Here is a 20,774-nt window from a genome sequence, read left to right as displayed (position 1 = left end):
AATGCGGCTAGTTGGGCCGCATTCGGCAGGCATCACCCCGGAGGAGCTCCTGAGCGTGGGGCTCCTCGCCATCCGGCTGGCCCAGCACCTGCGCGAGGGCGTCGCGCCCGGACACCCCGAGCTTGGCGTACACCCGGCCCAGATGGTTGTTGACGGTTCGGAGCGAGAGGCCGAGGCGGTCGGCGACGGCGCGACTGGGCAATCCCGCCGCGGTCAGTTTCGCCACCTGCAGCTCCCGAGGAGTCAACGACACCTCGCTCCCCGTCAGCTCCGTCAGCGGCGTGCGGGCGCCGTCGCACTCGGTCAGCAGCTCACGAGCGAACACGAGCGCGGCCTTGGCCGCCGTACGCCGACGCGCCCCGGCATGCAGCCGATGGGCCGTCGCGGCCGCCTCCGCGGCGGGCAGCAGATGGCCGAGGCGATGCAGCCGCTCGGCCGCCTCTCCTAGCAGGTGGGCGTCGTCCGTGGCGAGCGCGGTGGCCATCGTGGCGAAGGCCGCCGTCGCGGGTGCGGCGGTGTCCCTGGCGACCTGGTGCAGCCTGTCGCACACCTCGTTCGCGGCGCCGAATCGCGCGGCGTCGAACAACGCCAGGGCCTCGAGCATCGGCGCTCCGGCCTTGCCCGCGGTCTTCGCGGCCCTGAGGGCGTGGCCGGCGGCGCTGGAGAGATCGAGCGCCGCGGCGGCGACCCAGGCGCGGTCGCGCTCGATCCAGGCGTCGAAGAGCGCACCCCGTGGTGGTGGGCAGCCGTCCATTCGGCTGAGCCACGCATCCGCCTGGACGGTGTCTCCTGCCATCGCGTGCGCGCCCGCCAGCTCGGCCAGGTAGACGCCCCGTAATCGCAGCGGGTCGTGCTCGCTGAGTAACACGACCGCCTCGCGCAGCGCCTGCTGTGCCGGCTTCACCCGTCCCTGAGCCTTCGCCACCAGGCCACGCACGATCGCCCACACGCCGACCATGGGTGCCGCCAGCTGCGTCTCGACGGCTTCTCGATACGCGAGCTCCACGGCCTTGGCCGCGGTGGTGAGAGCGCCTGCCAGCAGGAGGGCGAGGCATCTGGCGGCGCCGACCTGGGCCTGGGTCCACGGCGAGGCGATCCGGTGCGCCGAGGCGACCTCCAGACCGGTGGCGCTCGCGCGTTCAATGAGGCGGATGTCTCCCATGAGACCCGCGGCGATCACGACCGCCGTGGCCGCCCGTGCCGTCGCCTCCGCCGGCAGCGGCGGTCCTGGCCGGGTGAGCAGCGCCGTACCGATGGAGAGGGATCCCGCGACGTGTCCCTCGATCAGCATCGTCCAGGCTCGCACCGCCTCCGCCGCCCGCTCGCCGGTCGGGTTCCCCTGAGCCGGTGCGGTTTCGTACTGCCAGTATTCGATCTTCTCCCTGAGTATCGCGCGCCGGTCGGCGCGTTCGTCGTTGTCGCATTCCTCTGGCGCCGGGAGCACGTCGGCCGCGTCGGCGAAGCGGCCCTGCAGCGCCATCACCTCGGCCAGGGTCAGGTTCGCGTCCACCCCGCCATCAGCGGCACCGGACGCGGTCGCCAGCCGCTCGGCGACCTCGAGCTCCAACCGTTCGGCGGCGCGTTCCGCGGCGGCCAGCAGTTCCTGCCCGGAGGAGTCGAGGCCCGCGGTGAGCCGCCACATGACCAGGTCGAGTGGGTCGTCCGCGCGACGGCGCGGCGACGCGGCAAGGGACTCGGCCAGCCGGGCCCAGATCGCGTGCGCCTGGGCGCGTGGCATGCGCGCGCGGATGACCTCCCCGTACGCGGGTATCGCGAGTCGCGTCTGGTGTCGCGCTCCGGAGGGTTCGACCATCACCAGCCCCTGCCGTTCGGCCTGCACCACGGCGGAGTGCCCGGTGAGGTCCTCGAGCACGGGCTGGCCGAGCGGCTCCTTGCAGGCGAGCACCTCGAGTACGGCCAGCACGGCCGGATCATCGACCTGCATCTGCGCCTCGATCAGATCACCGAGCCGGCCGGTGATCCGCAGGTGACCGCCCAGGTGCCAGAGGCCGTCGGTCCGCAGCAGCGCCGATCCCTCCAGGGCGGACTGCGCGAGCTCCCGCAGGACGAGCGGGTTGCCGGCGGACAGGCGACGGAACGTGTGCCGCGTGACGGCGTCCAGCGGACCGCCCAGGCCGCGTTCGAGCAGCGTGTCCATCTCGCTGTCGCTCAGCGGCCGCAGCTCGACGCGGCGTGCCACCCCTTCCTTCCACAAGGCGGTCATCACGTCGGGCGCCGTCTGCCCCTGCCGTCCCGTGAGCAGCACGAAGGTCCTGGTGTGCACGGCGAGCTGGTACACGAGCGCGGCCGAGACGTTGTCGAGCAGATGGGTGTCGTCCACGACGAACACGGGCCGCTTTCCGGTGGGAGCGCTGAACCGTTCCACGAGCTGGCCGAAGATATGCCCCGTGACGGGGCCCGCGACATCCGCGAGGTGCAGCAACGAGCCCAAGGGGATCGCCGCGGCGGCACGGGTCCCGGTCGCCCAGGCCGTCGGGTGGCCAGCCGCGGCCAGCCGGGTGACCGCCTCCTTGGCCAGGCGCGTCCTGCCCACACCCGGTGGTCCCACGATCATCACACCGCCGACGTCCGCCTGCGTCGCCGCTTCCATGACCGTGCGCAGCGCCGCGGCGCGCCCGACGAGTGGCCACAAGTTCCCGGGGCGTGCGTCGTGCGAATGGCTGTCAGCCATGTCGTCCCTTCCGGATGTCGTCACACTGCGACGTCGTGCCCTGACCGGAGATGAGCCGAGCGGCGATCCTCGTGCCGCGTCCCTCCACCTGAAACTCAAGCAGGTCCTTGATCTTCTCCATGTGAAGGGTTCTCCCCTTTGACGCCCTTCAAACAGGCGTGGCCGGAAGGTGACGTGGCGGCGTCCAACCACGCCAACGGCCCCCGCTTGAGGCCTATCAAGGGGGTGGCGTCAGGGTCAATCCTGGAAGGTGCGGCGACCTACGGTGCGAGAAGATCGTCGGCGATGGCGAGCAGGCGTACGGCCGCCGCCTCCGACGACGGGGTCTTCCCCCGCAGTCGCTCGCCGATCCGCCGCAGGAGCACGTGCGGGTCGCCGTCCGGCTCCCGGCCATCGCTCTGTCGTACGCGGAGCAGGAGTTCCAGGGCGCAGGCGGCCTGCGTGGCGAACAGGCCCAGGAGCTCCACGTCGTCCAGATCGCTGCGGGAGGCCGTGCGATCCAGCACCTCCAGGACGCCCACGCATTCCTCGAACCGGATGAGCGGTGCGGCCATGATGGTCCGGGGCACGTAACCGGTGGATTCCGCGGCGTCCTGGGCGAACTGCGTCACGGCCGACACGTCGTCCGCGACCATCGGCTGCCCGCTCGCCGCGACCCAGCCGGCGATCCCGGTTCCCGCTGGAAAGTGGCTCCCGACCAGCTCTTTCTCGCCCGCGCCCGACACGGCTTCGAAGACCAGGTCACCGGTGTCCGGATCCACGAGGAAGATGGACGCGGCGGCGGCCCCGAACATGTGGCGGGCCACCTCGACGATGGACTGCAGCAGCCGGTGTTCGGTGCCGTCGAGGGAGCCGGGAGAGTCGGCGAAGTCAGAGGACATGGGCCTCTCCGTTCTGCGTCGTGGTGTTGTCCGCGGTCAGGTAGAGGACCGTCTTGAGCTGGAACGGCGTCAGCCACGGGTGCTTGCTCAGGATGAGCGCGCAGATGCCGGTGATGTGCGGTGCCGCGAAGCTGTTGCCGGTGCTGCGGACCTCCCGGCCGCCGGGCCAGGCGACCGGCACCCTGACCCCGCGCGCGAGGAACTCCGCGGGTGGCGCCGGGTTGTAGTAGTACGTCATCGAGTCCGCCTCGTCGTGGCTGGCCACCGAGACGACCGAGGAGAACGTCCACGGGAAGCTGAGCACCGGCATGTTGTGCGCCGCGGCGACCAGGAGGCAACGCCGGAAGTACGCGCGGTCGGCGAGCTCGTGCAGGGCTTCCCGCAGGGCCGACTTCGTGCTGGAGAGACTGAGGTTGACCAGGTCGAACCCCTCGTCGATGGCCCAGCGCAGCCCGGTCACGAGGGCGTCGCCAGTGCCGGACTTCCCGTCGGTGAGCGCGCGGACGGAGGTGATCGCCGCCCCGGGGGCGACCGACCTGATCACTCCGGCGCAGGCCGTGCCGTGCCCCGCGGGGTCGGCGGGGGCGCACTCGGCGACGGTCAGCCTGCCCTCGTCCCCGCGGACGACCTCGACCGACCGCTCAAGGCCGCCGATCTTGGGATGATCTCCCGCCACGCCCGTATCGACGACGCACACGCGTACCCCGGTGCCGTCGGACCCGCCCCATGCCCACTCTCTGGTCACCTCCGCCAGCGGGCTGATCTGGAAGGACTCCGGGGCCTGCCGGGTGGTGGCCAGCCCCCACGCGGGCACCCCGGGGAAGTGCGCCCGCTGGGCCCGGCGCCAGGGCGGCGTGCTCATGACAGTCCCTTCATCCAGTCACGGACTCGCGCCGCCGGCAGGCTCGCGCCCTTGCTCAGGTACGCGTCGAGCGCGCGCCGGGCGGCTTCGGCCGGGTCGCGTCCGGCGGCCCGCTGGATCCGGGCGATCTCCACAAGGATGTCCCCTTGAAGACAAGGGTCATCGGTCGATTCGAGCAGCGCGGTCGCGCGTTCCGCGGCGCTCATCGCGTCCGTGTGCGCACCGTCGAACGATGCGATCGTGCCTCTCATGGCGATGGCCGTGAGCTCGCCGCGGAGCTGAGGCACCCCCGCTTCGCTCCGCGCCAGCTCCTCCGCCGCCTGCCGGACGTCTCCCCGCCGGAGGGTCTCACGCGCCGCGTAGACCTCCAGGGTGGCGGCGGACGCCCCGTGCCCCGCCGTACGGAGCGCGGCGGCGGCCCGCCCGAACAGGTCCCTCGCGGCCTCGTGGTTCCCGTCCAGGGATTCCACCAGCCCCCGCACCTGGACGACCGCGATCGCCGAGAGGCCGAGGTGCAGATCCGCCGCGTAGTGGCCGGCCGTGTCGAGCGCCTCACGGGCGCCGCCGAGGTCGCCGGAGAGCGCGAGCAGGCGGGCCCTGGTGACGAGCACCGGCACCAGCAGGGCGCGGTCGCCGGCGAACCGGGCCAGCAGACCGGCGCAGAGCGCGAGCCCTTCCCGCACGGGGGTGGAGGACCATTGCACCAGCTCGCACAGCCCGCCGAGCAGCCGGTCCTCCTCGTAGCGGTCGCCCATCGGCCGGGCCCGCTCGAGCCCGTCACGAAGCGCGCGGTCGGCGGCGCCGAAACGGCCGTCCTCGATGTGGATCAGGGCTTGGAGCTGGTGGAACCGGCACCAGCTCAGGTCGTCCCGGGGGTCGAGCGCCAGCCGCCCGCGCAGGGACTCAAGGTCCGGCGCGCGGGCGCCCGAGCGGAGGGCGAGGATCTCCCGCTGGATCACACAGGTGAGCCGGTTGCGCGGGTCTTCCGGCAGCAGTTCTTCCGCGCGGTCCAGGGCCGCGGCCGCCGCGACGGCCTCCCCCCGTCCCAGCTCCGCGTCGCTGATGCGAACGGCCAGCGATCGATGCTCGTCCCTGCCCGGGGGCAGCATCTCCCGTCCCTGCTCCAGCAGCGCGATCGCGGCGGGCAGGTCTCTGCGGTGCAACGCCTGACCGCCGTCCCTGATGAGCCGGTCCGCGGCCCGGTCGGTCAGCTCGGGCAGCAGCGGATCGCCGGGGCGTACCTGCCGGGTGAGGCGGCAGGCCGCCAGCAGGTGCCGGCTGACGTCTCCGGATGCCGATCCGGCGAAGGGAGCCTCGTCCGAGGCTCCGGCGGACCGGTCGCCGAACCAGTCGGCCAGCCTTCGGTGCCAGTCCGCGCGTACCTCCTTGCTCGTCAGCGCGTACACGCTCTCCCGGGTGAGGGTCTGGGTGAACTCGTACGATCCCGGGAGCGCACCGCGCCGGATCAGGCGGTCGCGCTGTAACCGCCGCAGCGGAGTCGCCGTCATGGGAGGCTCGCCGTCGAAGAGGGCCTCCAACTGCTCCACTGTGAAGGACTGCCCGATGGTCGCGGCCCGCTCGAGCAGGTGGCGCTCCGCCGCGCCCAGCCGATCCAGCCGGGCCCCGAGCAGCGCCTGGATGGTGGGCGGGAGGGCGACGGCGCCCTCGGCGAGGGTCTCCAGCATCAGCTCGGCGAAGAGCGGGTTGCCGTCCGAACCGTGGATCACCCGCTGATACGTGCCGTCGTCGTCGTGGGCGACGACGTCCGACCGCTCGGCGCGGAGCTCGGCGACGAGCCGGGTCATGTGCGGCGGGCTCATCGGGCCGAGCTCCAGCGACATGGCGCAGGTCATGCCTCCGCCCCAGGAGGGGCGGGCCTCGTAGAGCTCGGGCCGGGCGACGCAGACGAGGAGCACGGGCACGTCGGCGAGCCACGCCGCGCAGTCCTCGATCAGGTCGAGCAGGGTCGGCTCGGCCCACTGCAGGTTGTCCAGCACCACCACCAGCGGCCGGTCCCGCGCGAGAACCTCGAAGAGCGACCGTACGGCCTGCGCGATCTCCGCGACCCCGGGAGTGTCCTCGTAGTCCGCGTCACCGAGGCCCGCCAGCCCGCGCAACGCCCGCGCGCCTTCCGTGCCCACGGCCTCGGCGATGGCGGGCCACTCACCGTTGAGTGCCTCGAGCATCTCCGTGATGGGCCGGTACGTGGCGCCGATGCCGTAGGACGGGCACCGGCCGGTGAGCACGGTCACGTCCTCGGGCAGGTTTGTCAGGAACTCCCTGACGAGCCGGGACTTGCCGATGCCCGGAACGCCGAGCAGAGTCGCCATGCAGCACTGCCGGTCGCGTGCGGCGCGGTCATGGAAGCGCGTCAGCTGGTGCAGCTCCTCGGTCCGGCCGATCAACGGGATCGTGTCGGTCTCCGGCCCGCCGCGATCGGGCTCCACGGCGATGAGCCGCCACGCCCGTACCGGATCTCTCTTGCCCTTAAGCGTGAGCGGGGGGACGCCGTCCAGCAGCGCGTGCTGCCTGACCAGGCGGGCCACGTCGTCCCCCAGGAGGATCTCGCCGGCTCCCGCCGCGGACTGCAGCCGGCTCGCGGTGTTGACCGCGTCACCGATCACCCGCACGTTCGAGCCGGATCCGTCGGCGACCATCACCTCTCCGAAGGCGATGCCGCAGTGGGCGTCCAGCCGGACTCCGTGGGTGGGGGCTATCTCGGCACTGAGCCGGCGCACGGCCGACATCGCCGCGTCCGCGGCGAGGACCGCCCGGAGCGCGTCGTCCTCCCGGCCGGCCGGGACGCCGAACACCGCCATGATCGCGTCGCCTATGTACTTCTCCACCGCGCCGCCGTGCTCGAAGATCTCTGTCCTGCAGGCGGCGTAGTAGCGATCGAGGATCCGCAGGAGCAGTTCGGGGTCGAGACGCTCGGCGAGCTCCGTCGACCCGACGATGTCGATGAACAGGACCACGACGTGACGACGGGTGGGTCGCGGGTCCCTGTCGCTCATACGAGCTTGAGCTCCTGTCCTTCCACCTCGCCGGCGTGGTCGTCCAGACGCTTCTTGATCGAGTTCAGTACGGCGACCTCGGTCGCCGTGAGCTCGGCGAACACCCTTCGCTGCCGCTCATCGAGCAGGTCGATGGGGTGCCCGGCCGCCCGCAGCGTGGCCAGTGCGTCGAACCCGCCCGATCCGGTTCCGTTCATGAACCACAAGCCTGAAACGGCTCATCGGCGATCGCAAGAGCTCCGGACACCCACATTCGTGTGGTCGTAGCTCTGCCAGGTGAAAGGCGGTGAGCCCACGTTTGTGGGGTTGTGTCACCTCCGCATCGCCAGCCGATACTCGACCTGCAACGCATCCCCCCAAGACGGAGAGGTGAGGGCATGGCCTTCGATCCGAAGGAAGCTCTGCGTGAAGCCGGCGTCCTGAACGACCCGATCGCCGCGGAAGTCGAGGCGGCGTTCGCCACCCTGACCAAAGAGGAAACCGACCTGCTCATCTCGCTCAAGGGCAAGCTTCCCACCGCACTGCCGCTGGTGATGGCGGGTGGGCAGTGGGAGCGGCCCGAGGTCGAGGTGCACAACGAGGGCGAGGCCGAGGCGTCGTGCCTGTGCGGAGCCTGGTCCGGGTCCGGGTCCGGCGGGCCGTCCAAGCCGGCCACCTAAATCCGACGGCTCACGGGTGCGGTCCCGGTGGCATGTCGCCGGACAGGGCCGGGGTCGCGCCTGCCGCAGAGAGCGTGAAGGGAAATGGATGTCTGGGAAGCTGGCCCGGAACCACTCGCTGTTCGACGTACCAGAAGACCTCACCTATTTCATGCACGATGGGTCCTACCTGGTCGTCAACCCGCATTCCGGCGGTCGGTGTGTCCTCGATTCGCGTGAGTTCGGCGTCCTGCAGACCTTGGCCCGACCCTACGCTCGGCTCGAAGAGACCGATGAGACCGATCGGGCCCTCGCCAAGCTCATTCTGGCGTGGGTCGTCTACTACAACGGGAACCGTCCGCGGATCACGCTGAAAGAGCCGCCGCTCCGCATGGCCTACTACGCCATCACCGACGGGTGCAACCTTCGCTGCCCCTACTGCTACGCGTCCTCGGAGAAGTGCCTGCCGGGTGAGCTCAACACCGAGGAGTCGCTCGGCCTGGTCTCTCAGATCGCCGATATCGGCGCCTCGACCCTGGTCTTCACCGGCGGCGAGCCCATGCTCAGAAAAGACCTGTTCCAGATCGTGGAGCATGCCAATCGGAGCGGCTTGAGGTCGAACATCATCACCAACGCCACCATGATCAGGACGCCCGCGATGGCGCGGCGGTTCGCCGAGCTGTTCAACGCGGTCACGGTGAGCGTCGACGGCGGCACGGCCGAAACGCACGACCGCACACGGGGCGAAGGCTCCTTCGCCAAGACCCACCGAGCCCTGCGGCTGCTCAACGACGTGGGCGTAACGCCGATGATCAACCATATCGTCACCTCGGAGAACGTCGACGAGCTCGAGGACTTCGCCTCGTTCATGGAGGGCATCGAGGTCGACAGCATCCGGCTGATGTACCACAACAACCTGGGCCGGGGCGAGAGCGACGAGTACGACTTCGGCTGGGAGGACCATCTGAGGATCCAGCAGCTCACCTGGACCTCACCCGTCGCCGGCAAGCTGCTGCCGGACGGGCCCAAGACGCTGCAGCTGTGCGCCGTGAAGGCCAACTGCGGGATGGGCGGGAACGAGATCTACATCAACTCGCTGGGCGACGTCTACCCGTGCAAGCTCGTCACGGGACGCTCGCACCTCGCGGGCAACGTGCGACGGCAATCCCTGGCGGAGATCTTCGGCAGCCCGGTCCTGTACGACATGCGGACCAGCTCCGTGTTCGGCGGCGACTTCCACGCCGACTGCGCGAAGTGCTACATCAAGTCGTCCTGCGGCGGGGGCTGCCGCGCCGCTCACATGGCCGAGTCCAAGGACCTGCGGCGGAACAGCCGCCATCAGTGCAGGATCCTGCGGCACGGTATCGTCACGCAGCTCTGGCTGGAGTCCGGCGTCGATCCCGCGGAGCTCGCCGCGGACGCCGGGATGCAGACGCCCCGCCTGCTCGTCAACGACGACATCCATCCGGTCTTCGACGACTGGAAGACCTACGTTCTCCCCTCGGCCGCCGCTGTCAAGGTCGGCGAGCTGCTTCCCATAACACCGGTATAGAGGAGGTGGAGTGTGTCGCTCCAGATCAGTGACGCTGTGATATGGCAGGAGACCTCGGGGGGCATCTCGCTCTACCACGCCGAGACCGGGGCTTTCCACACCTTGAACGAGACAGGCTCCCGGATATGGACGCTCGTCGCGAGCGACGGGGAGCGGGAGCCGATCGTCTCGAAGCTGTCGCACGAGTTCGCCGGGGACAACGTCGCGGTGAGCATCCGCATCCTGAAGGACGTACAGGAGTTCCTCGGCAGCATGATCGAACAGGGTCTGATCGAAGAGCGTCCGGCGTGAGGCCTGCATGACCAGAGCGGTCGTCCTCGGCGGGGGCTTCGCGGGTGTGCTGGCCGCCGCCGTGCTCGCCAGGCACGCGGACGACGTGATCGTGATCGAGAACGATCATTATCCGGCCGATCCCCGTGCTCGGCGGGGGCTGCCCCAGTCGCGTCACAGCCACGTCCTCGTGGCCGGTGGCGCGCGGGCGCTGCAGGAGCTGCTTCCCGGGACCCTTGAGGCGCTCTTCGCCCGCGGCGCGCATCGCCGGGGCCTTCCCGGCGACGCGCTGATCCTCGCCGCGGCCGGCTGGTTCCGGCGGCTGGACACCGAGGCGTACCTCATCTCATGCAGCCGGGGACTCCTGGACCAGGTGGTGCGGCAGCGGGCGCTGGGCGCCGTCTCGACCTGGCCGGGCACGCAGGCGCTCGGGCTGGTGGGAGACGCGAGCCGGGTCACCGGGGTCGCGGTCAGGCGCGAGGGCGCTCCGCCGGAGACCATCGAGGCGGATCTGGTCGTCGACGCGACAGGGCGGAGATCGAAGGCGCCACGGTGGCTGGCCGAGCTCGGCGTGGCGGAGATCGAGGAGGTGACCGTCTCCTCCGGGTTGGCCTACTCCACCCGGGTCTATCAGGCGCCCCCCGAACTCGCCGGCGACACTCCGGCCATCATGATCCACCCGCGTCCGGCGAGCGGGCGGCCCGGCCAGGGGGCGACGTTGTTCCCGATCGAGGACGACCGGTGGATCGTCACCCTGACCGGCACCCGGGGCGGCGAACCGCCCGTGGACGAGCGGGGCTTCGCGGACTTCGCGCGCTCGCTGCGCGACCCGATCGTGGCGGAGCTCATGGCGGCGGCCACGCCGCTCGGCGGCATCCGGCCGTACCGCGACACGTCGAACCGGCGAAGGTTCTTCGAACGCGTACGCCTGCCCGCCGGCTTCGTCGCGATCGGCGACGCGGTCGTCGCGGTGAACCCCGTCCACTCGCACGGGATGTCGGTCGCCGCGCTGAGCGCGCTCAGGCTGGACAGGGAGCTGACGCGGCGCGGGATCGGCCCGTCCGCCCGCCCCGAGCTGCAGGCGGCCATGGGGGCGGAGGCGGATACGTCATGGCGGATGGCGGTCGCGCAGGACCGGGGATCGGCCGGGCGGGAGGCGACCGCGTTCGAGCGCGAGATTCTCACCCGCAGGACGCGGGCTTTGCTGAGCAGCCCGCAGCTCGCCGCCGAATTCTTCGGTGCGCAGACCTTGACGTCCACGCGGGCCCCGAAAGACGCCTCGGCGGTGGTCCGGGCGCTGACGGGGGAGCCGGATCCCCTTCTCACCACGGAGGAGGCCGTCAAGCAGCACCCCGCGCTGTACGAATGGTGGAATTCGGCTACCCGTGTCCGCGCCGGAGGTGCGCTGAGCCGACGGTGATGAAGCCGGATTCGTACGCGATGCCGACCGCGTGCGCCCGGTTCACCGCCGAGAGCTTGGTGAGGATACGCGCCAGGTGCGAACGGACCGTTCCGGTGCCGATGCCGAGCTTCTCGGCGATGCCGGCGTTCGACAGGCCGGCCGCGACGAGAACCAGCACCTCGGCCTCGCGGCGGGTGAGTTCGGCGAGCCGGTGATCGACCCCGATGCTCACCGCGGCGATGCGATCACGTAGCCGCGTGATCATCGCGCTGGAGATGAAGGTGTGCCCGGCGGCGACCAGCCGGATCGCGGGCACGATCTCCTCGAACAGCGACGCCCGGTGCACGAAACCGCCCGCGCCCCCGAGTAAGGCGCGCCCGAGCAGCTCCTCGTCCAGCGCTTCTGAGACCACCACCACGCGCATCCGGTTCCTCGCCTGCGCCGCGACGACACGGGTGAATGCCACGCCGTCCGCCTGCCGCAGCGCCGCGTTCACGACCGCCACCCTCGGCCGATGCCGGACGACCAGATCGCCCAGCCGGTCGGCGGCGCCGGCCTCGCCTACCACGTAGATGCCGTTGCCCATGTGGAGCACGCTCCTGAGCTGGGCGCGCACCATCCGGTCCGGCTCGCCCACGACGACCCGCAGAGCGGGCATGGGCTCGCCGGCGGGGGTGGACTCCATCGGTTGTGCCACCTGACCACCCGAGTTTGAGCGCGGTTGCTCTTCCGGCACACTATGCGCGTCCGCCCTGGGGACAGCCAGAGCAGCGGGGTTACTCAAGCCCGCCACCCGCATGTGAGAGGTACCCATGACTGCCTGTGGCCGCGGTTGTCGGAAAGGCGACCGCGGAATCGGCACTCAGGACGGATCCGCGACAAGGATCCGGATCGCCGAACCCCGCAGCGGCGGCGTGACGTCGGCCAGGGCGAACCCACCGGCCGCGAGCAGGCCGTGGAAGTCGGCTCTGCCGCGTTCCCAGCCACCGGTGTAGACGAGCATGGCGATGTCGCTCATGACGACGCCGGCCGCCTCCGGCGTGTCGAGCCTGGACGGCAGCACCGGTTCCAGAATCAGCAGGCGCCCGCCCGTCGCGATCGAAGCGCGGCAGTTTCGCAGCAGCGCGGTGCACCGCTGGTTGTCCCAATCGTGCAGGACACCTTTCAACAGCATGAGATCGCCTTCGGGCACGGCCTCGAAGAAGTCGCCCACCTCGACGGAACACCGATCGGAGAGCTCCGCCTTCTGGAACGTCCCGGCGGCGGCTGCCACGCCGTCGGCGGTGTCGTACAGGATGCCGCGGGCGCCGGGCGTGGCCGCCAGTATCGCGGCGAGCAGCGTGCCGTTGCCGCCCCCGATGTCGACGACGGTGCGGGCACCGGTGAAGTCGTAGGCCTTGGCGGCTTCGAGCGCGACGCGCTCGGTGCCCTCGCGCATGGCCGTGTTGAAGATCCTCGAAAGATCGTGATGGCCGGCGAGGTAGTCGAAGAGCGGCTGGTCATGCACGTGATCGAAGGCGGCCTCACCCGTGCGCACGCTGTGGGTCAACGCCCCCCACGCCTGCCAGGTCGCGGGGTCGCCGAGCAGCAGCACGCTGGAGCGCATCGACCATGGATGGTCGGCACGCAGCGGCTGACCCAGCGCGGCCAGCGCGAGGTGTCCCGGCGCCACCTCATCGACCACCCCCAGGACCACCAGTGCCCGCGACAGCCGCTCCAGCGCCCGCGGGTCGGCCCCGATGGAGCGCGCCAGCTCGTCGACCGGCACGGCCCCGGCGGCGAGGGCGTCGGGAACGCCCAAGCGGACGGCCGTGTACAGGATCTGCGAGGTGGCGTAGCCGAACGCCATCCGGGACAGCTCTCCGTAGCCCTTGATCATAGGCTGGCACCCTTCCCCAGCAGCAGCGGCAGGCGGCGTACACCATGCAGGAACAGGTCCGGCGTCCATTCCAGGTCGGCGGGGTCGACGGCCAGGGCCAGGCCGGGGAAGCGGCGCACCAGCGCGCCGATGGCCGCCCGGGCCTGCAGCCGGGCCAGTGCCGCACCAAGGCAGAAGTGGATTCCGTGGCCGAAGCCCAGGTGCCGGTTCGGGGTGCGGCCGATGTCGAAGACATCCGGCTGGTGGAACACCGCCGGGTCGCGGTTGGCGGCCAGCAGCACCGGCACGACGATGTCACCTCGGGGGATCACGGATTCCCCGAGGTCCAGGTCGGCCAGCGCGAACAGTGGCCGGGAGTGCCCGACCGGGCCGTTGAACCGCAGCACCTCCTCCACCGCGGAGTCGATCAGCCGGGGCCGGGCGCGCAGGCGTTCGAGCTGGGCGGGGTGGCGCAGGAGTTCCAGCACTCCGTTGCCGATGAGGTTGACCGTCGTCTCGTCTCCGGCCAGCAGTAACTGGAACACGCTGGACACCAGCTCGGCGTGGCTGAGCTCCGTCGACCGGACGAGCCGGGACAGCAGGTCCGCACCCGGGTGGGCCCGCCGCTCGTCGAGCTTCTCGTTGACGTAGGCGACGAACCCGATTCCGGCGCGGCGCACCAGTGCCGCGTCCCGGCTGCGCAGCATGTCGTCGCTCCACCCGCGGAGCCGGGCCCGGTCGTCGATCGGGAAGCCGACCAGCTCGGCGACGATCAGGATCGGCAGCGGCAGCGCCAGCGCCTCGATCAGGTCGACGCCGTCGCCGGCGGCCGCCATGCCGTCGACCAGCTCGCCGACGACCTGATGAACGCGCCGCTCGAGCTCCGCCACCGTCCGGGGGCCGAACGCGGGCGCCATCAGCCGCCGCAGCCGGGTGTGGTCGGGCGGATCGAGGTTGAACATGTTCCGCCGCACCATCGCCAGTGGGTCGTTCTGCCGCCGGCGGTGATAGGCGGCGAGCTCGTCGGGCAGCCGGTCGAGTTGACGCCCCAGGCCCGGGTCATGGAGGGCGCGCTGTACGTCGGCGTGCCGGGTCAGAAACCAGGACCCCGAGCTCGCATGGCGGTAGACCGGCGCCCGCTCGCGCATGCGGTGGAAGAGCGGGTGCGGGTCGCGGCGATGCTCCGCGGCGGTCGGGTCGAACGACTGCTCAAGCCCGGTCGCGCTCATCCCTCCTTGGCCTTCCGCACATCCAGCGCGAAGAACCTGCTGACGGTCTGTCCAAGATCCGCCATGCCGAGAAACCCGCGCCGCGCCAGCTCGACCTCCGCCGACGTTCCGGGCCCGTTCCAGTGGCGGGAGAAGATCCTGCCGCAGATCGCCGGTGCCGGGACGACCACCCGGCCGCGCGTCTGTTCCGCGACCTCATCGGCTCGGGCGACGAGATCGGACCACTCGGGCCAGTGGCTCGACAGGCGGATCCGCTCCAGGACGATCGGCCGCCAATCCTCCGACTGCCAGATCGGCCACACCCGCACCATGACCAGCCGGAGTTGCTCGGCGGCCGGCAGGGTGGCCCGCTCGGCCTCGGAGAGCCACGATACGAGGCTGGGCGGTACGTCGGCACGATCATCGACCCCGAGCCGGACCCGCGTGTACTCCTCCAGCCTCAGGCCCCGCGCGTCGGCGAAGTCCGTCAGGAGGCCGGTCAGAACCTGCTCGTGCAGCCGCGGGTAGTCCTGGCCGAACAGCCGCGCCGCGTCCAGGACGTCGAGATCGGACATCCACCTGCCCGGCGCGTACTCCCGCATCGACCGCCAGGCCAGCGCCTCGTAGTGGGTGATCCCCGTCAGGGCCACGTCGGCCGCCCACGCGCTGGGCGCTTCGGCTCGGTGTCCGCCGACGGCGTTCAGGGCCGCCACCGCGTCCAGCCGCTTCAGATCCCACTCACCCGTCCCGATCATCCGCTCCAGCGTGCTCAGCGCGTCGCCGGCCGCCGGGCCCAGGGCCTCTTCCAGCTCGGGCCAGGTCCGGTGGACGAAGGGCCTGGACTTGGCCGCTTCGACGATCCGCTCGCCCGCCGCCGCCGGAACGAGGCCGGTCCTGGCTCCCTCCTGGCAGCCGTAGCGGAGGTTGACCATGGCCACGGTGCCGGTGGGGTATCCCCGTTCCGCGGGTCCGTGCAGGACCGCCACCTCGTCATCCCCATCGACCTCGCCGGTGGCGTACATGCGGAAGACGGACCCGACGCCACGCATGCCGTACGGGCTCAGCTCCGCCGCCCGCAACGCTCCCATGCTCGCCGCGCCGATGACGTTCACGCCTTCGTTGAGCAGCCAGAGAATCTCCTTGTGGCCCACGGACAGCCGCTCCCGGTAGTACCCGTCGATGATGACGGCGGTGTCGTCGCGGCCCCACTCCTCCCTGAGGAGATCGCCCCGGGCCACGGGCGGCCGCGTCCGCGCCTCCGGAAGCACGGCGAGGACCTCGTCGTGAGAGATCGTCGGTCCGGCGTAGACGACCGTCTTCTGGCGGCTCACTAGAACACCTCCGGGGTGACGCGGCTTCCCGGCGCCACCACTCTGACCACGGGGACGCCGATCTCGTCCCTCGTCAGATCGATGACGACAGGGGCGGCGGAGAACGCGACCGCGGCCCGCTTGACCACGTCCTCCAGATCATCGACCAGGCTCTGGTGCGCCGTCAGTCTCGCGATCGCCTCGCCGGTGCCCGCCGCGGGCGCGGGCCGACGCCTCGTGCCCAGGTCGTGGAGGTCGTCTCTCGCGCCTGAGATGTAGCCGAGCCTGGCCTGCGCGGCCTCGGTGACGGCACGGGTGAGCGCTATCTCCGAGCCGAGGTGGCAGCCGAATCCCATGAACGCCGGGGGATAGTCGTCGCAGAAGATCCGGGCCAGGAAGCACGGCAACCCGGTGGGCGACGGCAAGGACCTGACCTCGAGACGGACCCGAGCCCGCGCCATCGTCTCGCACAACTCGTCGACGACCGGCGACCCCAGAGTCCCCGGGTCGACGAGGACCCCCTTGTCGCCGGCGGCCATCGCCGTGGTCACGGCGTCCCTCTCGATCACCTCGTACAGCGCGTGCAGGACGGCCTCGGTCGCCGTGTTCCCACTGGCCAGGCCGTTCGTCGACGAGAAGAACACCGGCGGGTTCCAGCCGGTCTTCCGTACGAGGGAGAATCCCACCGATTCCTTGGGAACCAGCGTCTCCGAGCCGTCGGTCAGCGACCGGCCGGCGACCCAGTCCAGCGGCAGCCCGTCGTGCAGCAGGCTCGGTGGGGAGAGCGGGAGGTCGCGGACGTCATAGCCCAGGTGCCCGATGACCTCGCGAGAAGGCGCCGTCGTCACCGGCGTCATGGGTTGCTCGGCATGCCAGAGCTCAATGGCTTCCATCATCGCGGACAGCCGCGCCAGCTCGGGGGTGATGCCTTTCCCCTGAGACACGGCGAGCGTCCGGGCAGTCGGCCGGATTGCCTGAAATGTTGGGATTCCGATGGTGTCCAGCCGGGTGATGTCCGCGACCCTGGTGATCCCGACCATCCGGGCCGCCCGGTCGGCCATCTCCCGCGTGGCCGTCGGGTCGTGAGCTCGGTCCGTGCCCGGCAACCGGACCTTGGACTGGTCGGACTGCGAGAGGAGCCACGAGAGAGAGGAGTTGTCTGTCCGCATCGTCCCTTGTCCTTGACGAGATCAGATGTTGCGAGCGCGGTTGATCAAGGCGCGGCCGCCCACGGTGTAGCTGACGGCCGCCAGGACGGCCAGCACCAGGAGGTCCTGCCACGCGTCGGCGAAACCGAAGAACGCGGCGTTCCGCATACCGTCGATCGCGTACGTCAGCGGGTTGATCACCGACACCCACTGCAGCACGGTGGGCATGCTGTCGATCGGGTAGAGCGACGGGGCACTGAAGACGAGAACGGGGATCGACACGTTCGACAGCAGCATGAAGACCTGGTAGTCGGTGATCAGGATCGCCGTCGCCAGATACAGTCCGTTGAAGGCCAGGGCGGCCACCGTGAGCACCGACAGCAGACCGGCCCAGGCTTGCAGGTCGAAGGGCAACTCGAAGACGAACACCGCCACGCCCAGCGCCAGCAGGGCCTGCCCCAGCACGAGCGACACGCCCGCGATCACCTTGCCGAGCAGGAACCGCGACCTGCGTAACGGGTAGGACCACAACTGGGTGGCCGCGCCGCTCATCTCCTCCTGGAACACCGCCATGCCGGAGGTTCCCGCCGCGCTGACGACCGACATCGCCAGCGTCATGGGCAGCAGGAAGATCGTGAACGGCACCTGGACGCCCTTGTAGTCGACGACCTTGAGGAGGTTGCCCAGCGAGGTGTTCACGAGCAGCAGGTAGATCAGCATCGGGGCCAGTCCGAGGATGAGATACACCCGGTTGCGGGCGAGCAGCGCGTACTCGCGGTAGAGCACCGCGGTCAGGTCGGCCGCCTTCGGGGTCCCGGTCGGAGGAGCGTTGTCGAATACCAGCTTGGCGGCCACATCTATCCCCTTTGCCAGTCAGTCCTCGGCCTCCGTCATCCGGAGGAACACCTGCTCCAGCGAGTCCGAGACGGTCGAGACGCCGGAGATCGCGACCGCGTGGTCCTGGCAGTGCCGCGACAGCTCCGGCAGCACCTCCTGTGCTCGCGCACCGTGGATCCGTACGCCGGCGTCCTCGGCCGAGGCGATGAGCCCGGCCGCCTCCGCCCAAGCCGTCACCACCAGACCGGCCGCGGGATCATCGAGGGCTATCAGCAGGTGGGTGGTGCCGAACTCCTCGACGAGTTCGCGCGGTTTGGCGAAGCGCAGCACCCGCCCCTTGTCGATGACCAGGACACGCTGGCTGTTGCGTTCCAGTTCGTCGATGTGGTGGCTGGTCCACAGCACGGTCACGCCGTGCTCCTCACGCAGCCAGGTCACGAAGCGCTCGATGTGGCGCCGCCCCACCACATCCAGTCCCGCGGAAGGCTCGTCGAGGACCAGCAGCCGCGGAATGGTGAGCAGCGCCCGTACGAGCTGCAACCGCTGCCGCTGACCGCCCGAGAGCTGGAAGCAGAATCGCGGCAGGGCCTCCGTCAAGCTGAGGAAGTCCGCCAGTTCGAGCGCCCACGGCCGCACGGCACGCCACTTCAGACCGCGGAACCGGGCCGCGATCCGCAGGTTGTCGAGCGCCGGCAGCATCATGTCGAACGGGCCTGACTGGTGCATCGCCCCGATGCCGCTCTTGGCGGCGACCGGCTGACGCACCGGATCGGCGTCGAAGACACGGACCTGACCGGAGGTGGGAGTGGTGACCCCGCAGATCATCTTGATCAGGGTCGTCTTCCCGGCACCGTTGGGCCCGAGGAGCCCGATGGTCTCTCCCCGAGCGATCTCGAACGAGACATTGTCCACCGCCGGCCGCACGCTGCGCCGATAGCGCTTGGTCAGCCCCACGGCCGTCACCACATCGCTCGACACGGCACCACCCTTCACCTCGACTCGCTCCACCGAACGTGCAGGCGGCGGTTTCTGCTGGCGCTGGAGATGTGTTGCAGGTTGAGTATGGACCGGCGATCAGCAGGTGACACAACCCCACAAACGTGGGCTAGCCGGGACGTTATGCCGAACGACAGAGGGCGCGTTGTGCGATCACGCCGAGTGTGATCATCATCGGCACATGGACCGGTTCAGTCGCGCATTTCGTAGTCGAGTGAACGCCAAGCCACCTGATCCGTACACGCTGCGCATGCCCACCGGCAGTCCCGGCGTGACCTGGCAGCTCCCGGAGGAGAGCGACCCCGCGGCCGCCCTGCCGTGCGTGGTCCTCGTGGATCGTGCGGGGCTCGCCGAGTTCGCGGTGCTCCAGCGCGGGCTGCGCACGCTCGGCGTGCCGAGCGTGCGGGTCGACGCCGGCTCGATCAGCGGCCTGCGGATCATCACCCGGCTCGACGACGGCTCGCTGACGGTGAACGGGCGCCGCATCATCCCCACCGTCACCTGGGTACGGCACTTCTCACCGCGAGCCGTGCAGGGAGGGAACGGCTCGGCGCTGTCCCTGTTCCGGGCCGACTCGTGGGGTGCTTTCATCGACCAGCTGTCGTCGCTGTCGTCGCTGTCGTCGCTGTCGGCCGCCCGGCTGCCCGGCGGCAGCGATCTCGGGCGGCTGGTTCAGCTCGACGGCGCGGCACAGGCAGGGATCCGTACCCCACGAACGATCGCCACGACCGACGTGGGGGCGGCGAGCGCGGCGCTGGCCAGCGACCGGATCATCGTCAAGGCCCTCGACCGGCATTTCGTCGAGCCCGAACCGGGCACCCTGCATGGGATCTTCCCGGAGATCGTGGACGGCGTCGTGGCCAGAAGCCTGCCCGCGCGGGACGCGCCCATGATCGTCCAGGAGTACGTGGACCACTGGGCGGAGCTGCGCGTCTACTTCGTGGACGGCGAGATCCGGGCCTTCCGTGTCGGCAAACCATCACCAGAGGCGATCTGGCGCGACACGGCGTCGGTCACGGTCTCCCCGGCGGTGGCGCCGGAGGCCGTGGTGGAGGCGGTGCACCGGCTCGCCGGGATCTGGGGCCTGCGCTACGGCGCCTTCGACTTCCTGCTGACCAGGCAAGGACCGGTCTTCCTCGAGGTCAATCGCGACGGCGACTGGCGATGGTTCGAGACGAAGGCCGGTGTCGACGATGTCTCCATCGCCACGCTGTCCACGGTGCGCACACTCCACCGCCAGGTGGCCAGGGCGGGGTCGGCGACGATCGATCTGGCCGGATTCCTGGCACTGGGCACCGACCGGATCGAGCGGGCGAAAGTCGTGACCCCGCGCTTGGACGCCCGCGTGCTCGGCGCGCTCGAAGTGCGGGTGGACGGCACGATCGTGCACGTCAGCGCCAGGAAGGCGCGGCTGCTGGCCGCGATCCTGCTCTCCCGCCCGAACCAGGTGGTCCCGACGGACCAACTGATCGATTCCTTGTGGGGAGAACGGCCACCCCCCACGGCACGCAAGAACCTGCAGGTCTATGTCTCGGTGCTGCGGAGGAGAGTCGGAGATCGGATCTCCTACCAAGGCTGGGGATACCGTCTCGACGCCGGGCCGGACGAACTCGATCTCCTCGAGTTCCGCCGGCTGGCCGGCGCCGGCCGGGACATGCGGCGCAGAGGCGCCCCCGATGCCGCGGTGACCGTGCTCGATGACGCCCTGCGCCTGTGGGGCGGTCAGCCGCTCGCGGAGTTCTCGGGTGTCGCCCTGGTCGATGAGGCGGTCGGCAGATTCACCGATCTGTACCTCACGGTCAATGAGGACTGGGCGGAACTCGAGATCGAGCGGGGCAGCCACATCGAGGTGCTGAACAGGCTCGACGACCTGGTGCCCTTCTTCCCCGCGCGTGAGCGGCTCGTGGCGGCGAGGATGACCGCTCTCGCCGGCTGCGGCCGTGCGCCGGAGGCGCTCTCGCAGTTCGAGACCGTACGCCGGCAGCTCGTGGCCGAACTCGGCATCGACCCCAGCCCCGTACTCAGGAATCTCTATGAGGAGATCTTCCACGGCCAGCTCGCCAGAGCCGATCCATAACCGGTCGCATGGTCCGGCCATACCGCTGA

At 70.4% G+C, this 20,774-nt stretch carries 18 protein-coding genes; 5 read left to right on the top strand and 13 right to left on the bottom strand.

What is annotated here, in order from left to right:
* Positions 1–7: 7 nt before the first annotated feature.
* The 6 genes from ACGFNP_RS26340 to ACGFNP_RS26315 form a co-directional block, all read right to left on the bottom strand.
* Positions 8–2,692 carry a LuxR C-terminal-related transcriptional regulator gene (locus tag ACGFNP_RS26340; RefSeq protein ID WP_393323190.1) on the bottom strand — a complete coding sequence of 895 codons (2,685 nt, stop codon included), beginning with the start codon at positions 2,690–2,692 and terminating at the stop codon, positions 8–10.
* Positions 2,685–2,813, bottom strand: a complete 129-nt coding sequence (locus ACGFNP_RS26335; RefSeq protein WP_358330821.1) for a hypothetical protein — start codon at positions 2,811–2,813, stop codon at positions 2,685–2,687. The genes ACGFNP_RS26340 and ACGFNP_RS26335 overlap by 8 nt, the downstream gene beginning before the upstream one ends.
* Before the next feature lie 139 nt (positions 2,814–2,952).
* Positions 2,953–3,573 (bottom strand): GAF domain-containing protein, encoded by a 621-nt coding sequence (locus ACGFNP_RS26330; protein WP_393323187.1) that lies wholly within the window; start codon positions 3,571–3,573, stop codon positions 2,953–2,955.
* Positions 3,563–4,435 carry a S8 family serine peptidase gene (locus ACGFNP_RS26325; protein ID WP_393323184.1) on the bottom strand — a complete coding sequence of 291 codons (873 nt, stop codon included), beginning with the start codon at positions 4,433–4,435 and terminating at the stop codon, positions 3,563–3,565. The genes ACGFNP_RS26330 and ACGFNP_RS26325 overlap by 11 nt, the downstream gene beginning before the upstream one ends.
* Complete coding sequence (locus ACGFNP_RS26320) at positions 4,432–7,449, bottom strand: AAA family ATPase (protein ID WP_393323181.1); 3,018 nt, start codon at positions 7,447–7,449, stop codon at positions 4,432–4,434. The genes ACGFNP_RS26325 and ACGFNP_RS26320 overlap by 4 nt, the downstream gene beginning before the upstream one ends.
* Positions 7,446–7,646: an aroma-sacti cluster domain-containing protein gene (locus ACGFNP_RS26315; RefSeq protein ID WP_214635615.1), complete on the bottom strand. Its 201-nt coding sequence runs from the start codon at positions 7,644–7,646 to the stop codon at positions 7,446–7,448. Before ACGFNP_RS26315 ends, ACGFNP_RS26320 begins: the two co-directional genes overlap by 4 nt.
* Positions 7,647–7,826: 180 nt before the next feature.
* On the opposite strand from ACGFNP_RS26315, the gene ACGFNP_RS26310 reads away from it, so the two are divergent.
* The 4 genes from ACGFNP_RS26310 (at position 7,827) to ACGFNP_RS26295 (ending at position 11,329) form a co-directional block, all read left to right on the top strand.
* Positions 7,827–8,108: a StsA-related sactipeptide RiPP gene (locus ACGFNP_RS26310; protein ID WP_358330810.1), complete on the top strand. Its 282-nt coding sequence runs from the start codon at positions 7,827–7,829 to the stop codon at positions 8,106–8,108.
* An 88-nt stretch (positions 8,109–8,196) separates the two neighbouring features.
* The gene (gene stsB / locus ACGFNP_RS26305; RefSeq protein WP_358330807.1) at positions 8,197–9,639 is read left to right on the top strand and encodes a StsB family radical SAM/SPASM domain sactipeptide maturase; all 1,443 of its coding nucleotides are present in this window, start codon (positions 8,197–8,199) and stop codon (positions 9,637–9,639) included.
* A 12-nt stretch (positions 9,640–9,651) separates the two neighbouring features.
* Positions 9,652–9,930, top strand: coding sequence for a PqqD family protein (locus ACGFNP_RS26300; RefSeq protein WP_358330804.1), 279 nt, complete (start codon positions 9,652–9,654; stop codon positions 9,928–9,930).
* Between the two features lie 7 nt (positions 9,931–9,937).
* Positions 9,938–11,329, top strand: a complete 1,392-nt coding sequence (locus ACGFNP_RS26295; RefSeq protein WP_393323176.1) for an NAD(P)/FAD-dependent oxidoreductase — start codon at positions 9,938–9,940, stop codon at positions 11,327–11,329.
* Here ACGFNP_RS26295 and ACGFNP_RS26290 read toward each other — a convergent pair.
* The 7 genes from ACGFNP_RS26290 to ACGFNP_RS26260 all read right to left on the bottom strand — a co-directional run bounded on the left by ACGFNP_RS26290 (position 11,289) and on the right by ACGFNP_RS26260 (position 18,650).
* Entirely contained in the window at positions 11,289–11,996 is a 708-nt protein-coding gene (locus tag ACGFNP_RS26290) for a response regulator transcription factor (protein ID WP_393323173.1), read from the bottom strand. The genes ACGFNP_RS26295 and ACGFNP_RS26290 overlap by 41 nt on opposite strands.
* 177 nt (positions 11,997–12,173) lie before the next feature.
* On the bottom strand, positions 12,174–13,190 hold the full coding sequence (locus ACGFNP_RS26285; protein WP_393323170.1) for a methyltransferase: 1,017 nt from the start codon (positions 13,188–13,190) through the stop codon (positions 12,174–12,176).
* Positions 13,187–14,398 (bottom strand): cytochrome P450, encoded by a 1,212-nt coding sequence (locus ACGFNP_RS26280; RefSeq protein ID WP_358330792.1) that lies wholly within the window; start codon positions 14,396–14,398, stop codon positions 13,187–13,189. Before ACGFNP_RS26280 ends, ACGFNP_RS26285 begins: the two co-directional genes overlap by 4 nt.
* A complete protein-coding gene (locus tag ACGFNP_RS26275) occupies positions 14,395–15,708 on the bottom strand; it encodes a TfuA-like protein (protein WP_393323167.1) in 1,314 nt (437 codons plus the stop codon). Before ACGFNP_RS26275 ends, ACGFNP_RS26280 begins: the two co-directional genes overlap by 4 nt.
* Positions 15,708–16,856 (bottom strand): YcaO-like family protein, encoded by a 1,149-nt coding sequence (locus tag ACGFNP_RS26270; protein ID WP_358330786.1) that lies wholly within the window; start codon positions 16,854–16,856, stop codon positions 15,708–15,710. The genes ACGFNP_RS26275 and ACGFNP_RS26270 overlap by 1 nt, the downstream gene beginning before the upstream one ends.
* Positions 16,857–16,877: 21 nt before the next feature.
* A complete protein-coding gene (locus tag ACGFNP_RS26265) occupies positions 16,878–17,690 on the bottom strand; it encodes an ABC transporter permease (protein ID WP_393323163.1) in 813 nt (270 codons plus the stop codon).
* Positions 17,691–17,708: 18 nt separating this feature from the next.
* Positions 17,709–18,650 carry an ABC transporter ATP-binding protein gene (locus tag ACGFNP_RS26260; protein ID WP_358330779.1) on the bottom strand — a complete coding sequence of 314 codons (942 nt, stop codon included), beginning with the start codon at positions 18,648–18,650 and terminating at the stop codon, positions 17,709–17,711.
* 232 nt (positions 18,651–18,882) lie between these two features.
* On the opposite strand from ACGFNP_RS26260, the gene ACGFNP_RS26255 reads away from it, so the two are divergent.
* Positions 18,883–20,745 (top strand): BTAD domain-containing putative transcriptional regulator, encoded by a 1,863-nt coding sequence (locus ACGFNP_RS26255; protein ID WP_393323159.1) that lies wholly within the window; start codon positions 18,883–18,885, stop codon positions 20,743–20,745.
* The last annotated feature ends 29 nt before the right edge of the window (positions 20,746–20,774 follow it).

The sequence above is a fragment of the Nonomuraea sp. NPDC049269 genome (genome assembly GCF_043197155.1).
Classification (GTDB): Bacteria; Actinomycetota; Actinomycetes; order Streptosporangiales; family Streptosporangiaceae; genus Nonomuraea.
The sequence above is the reverse complement of the archived record's forward strand: the minus strand, read 5'-3'. Positions and strand labels throughout refer to the sequence as shown.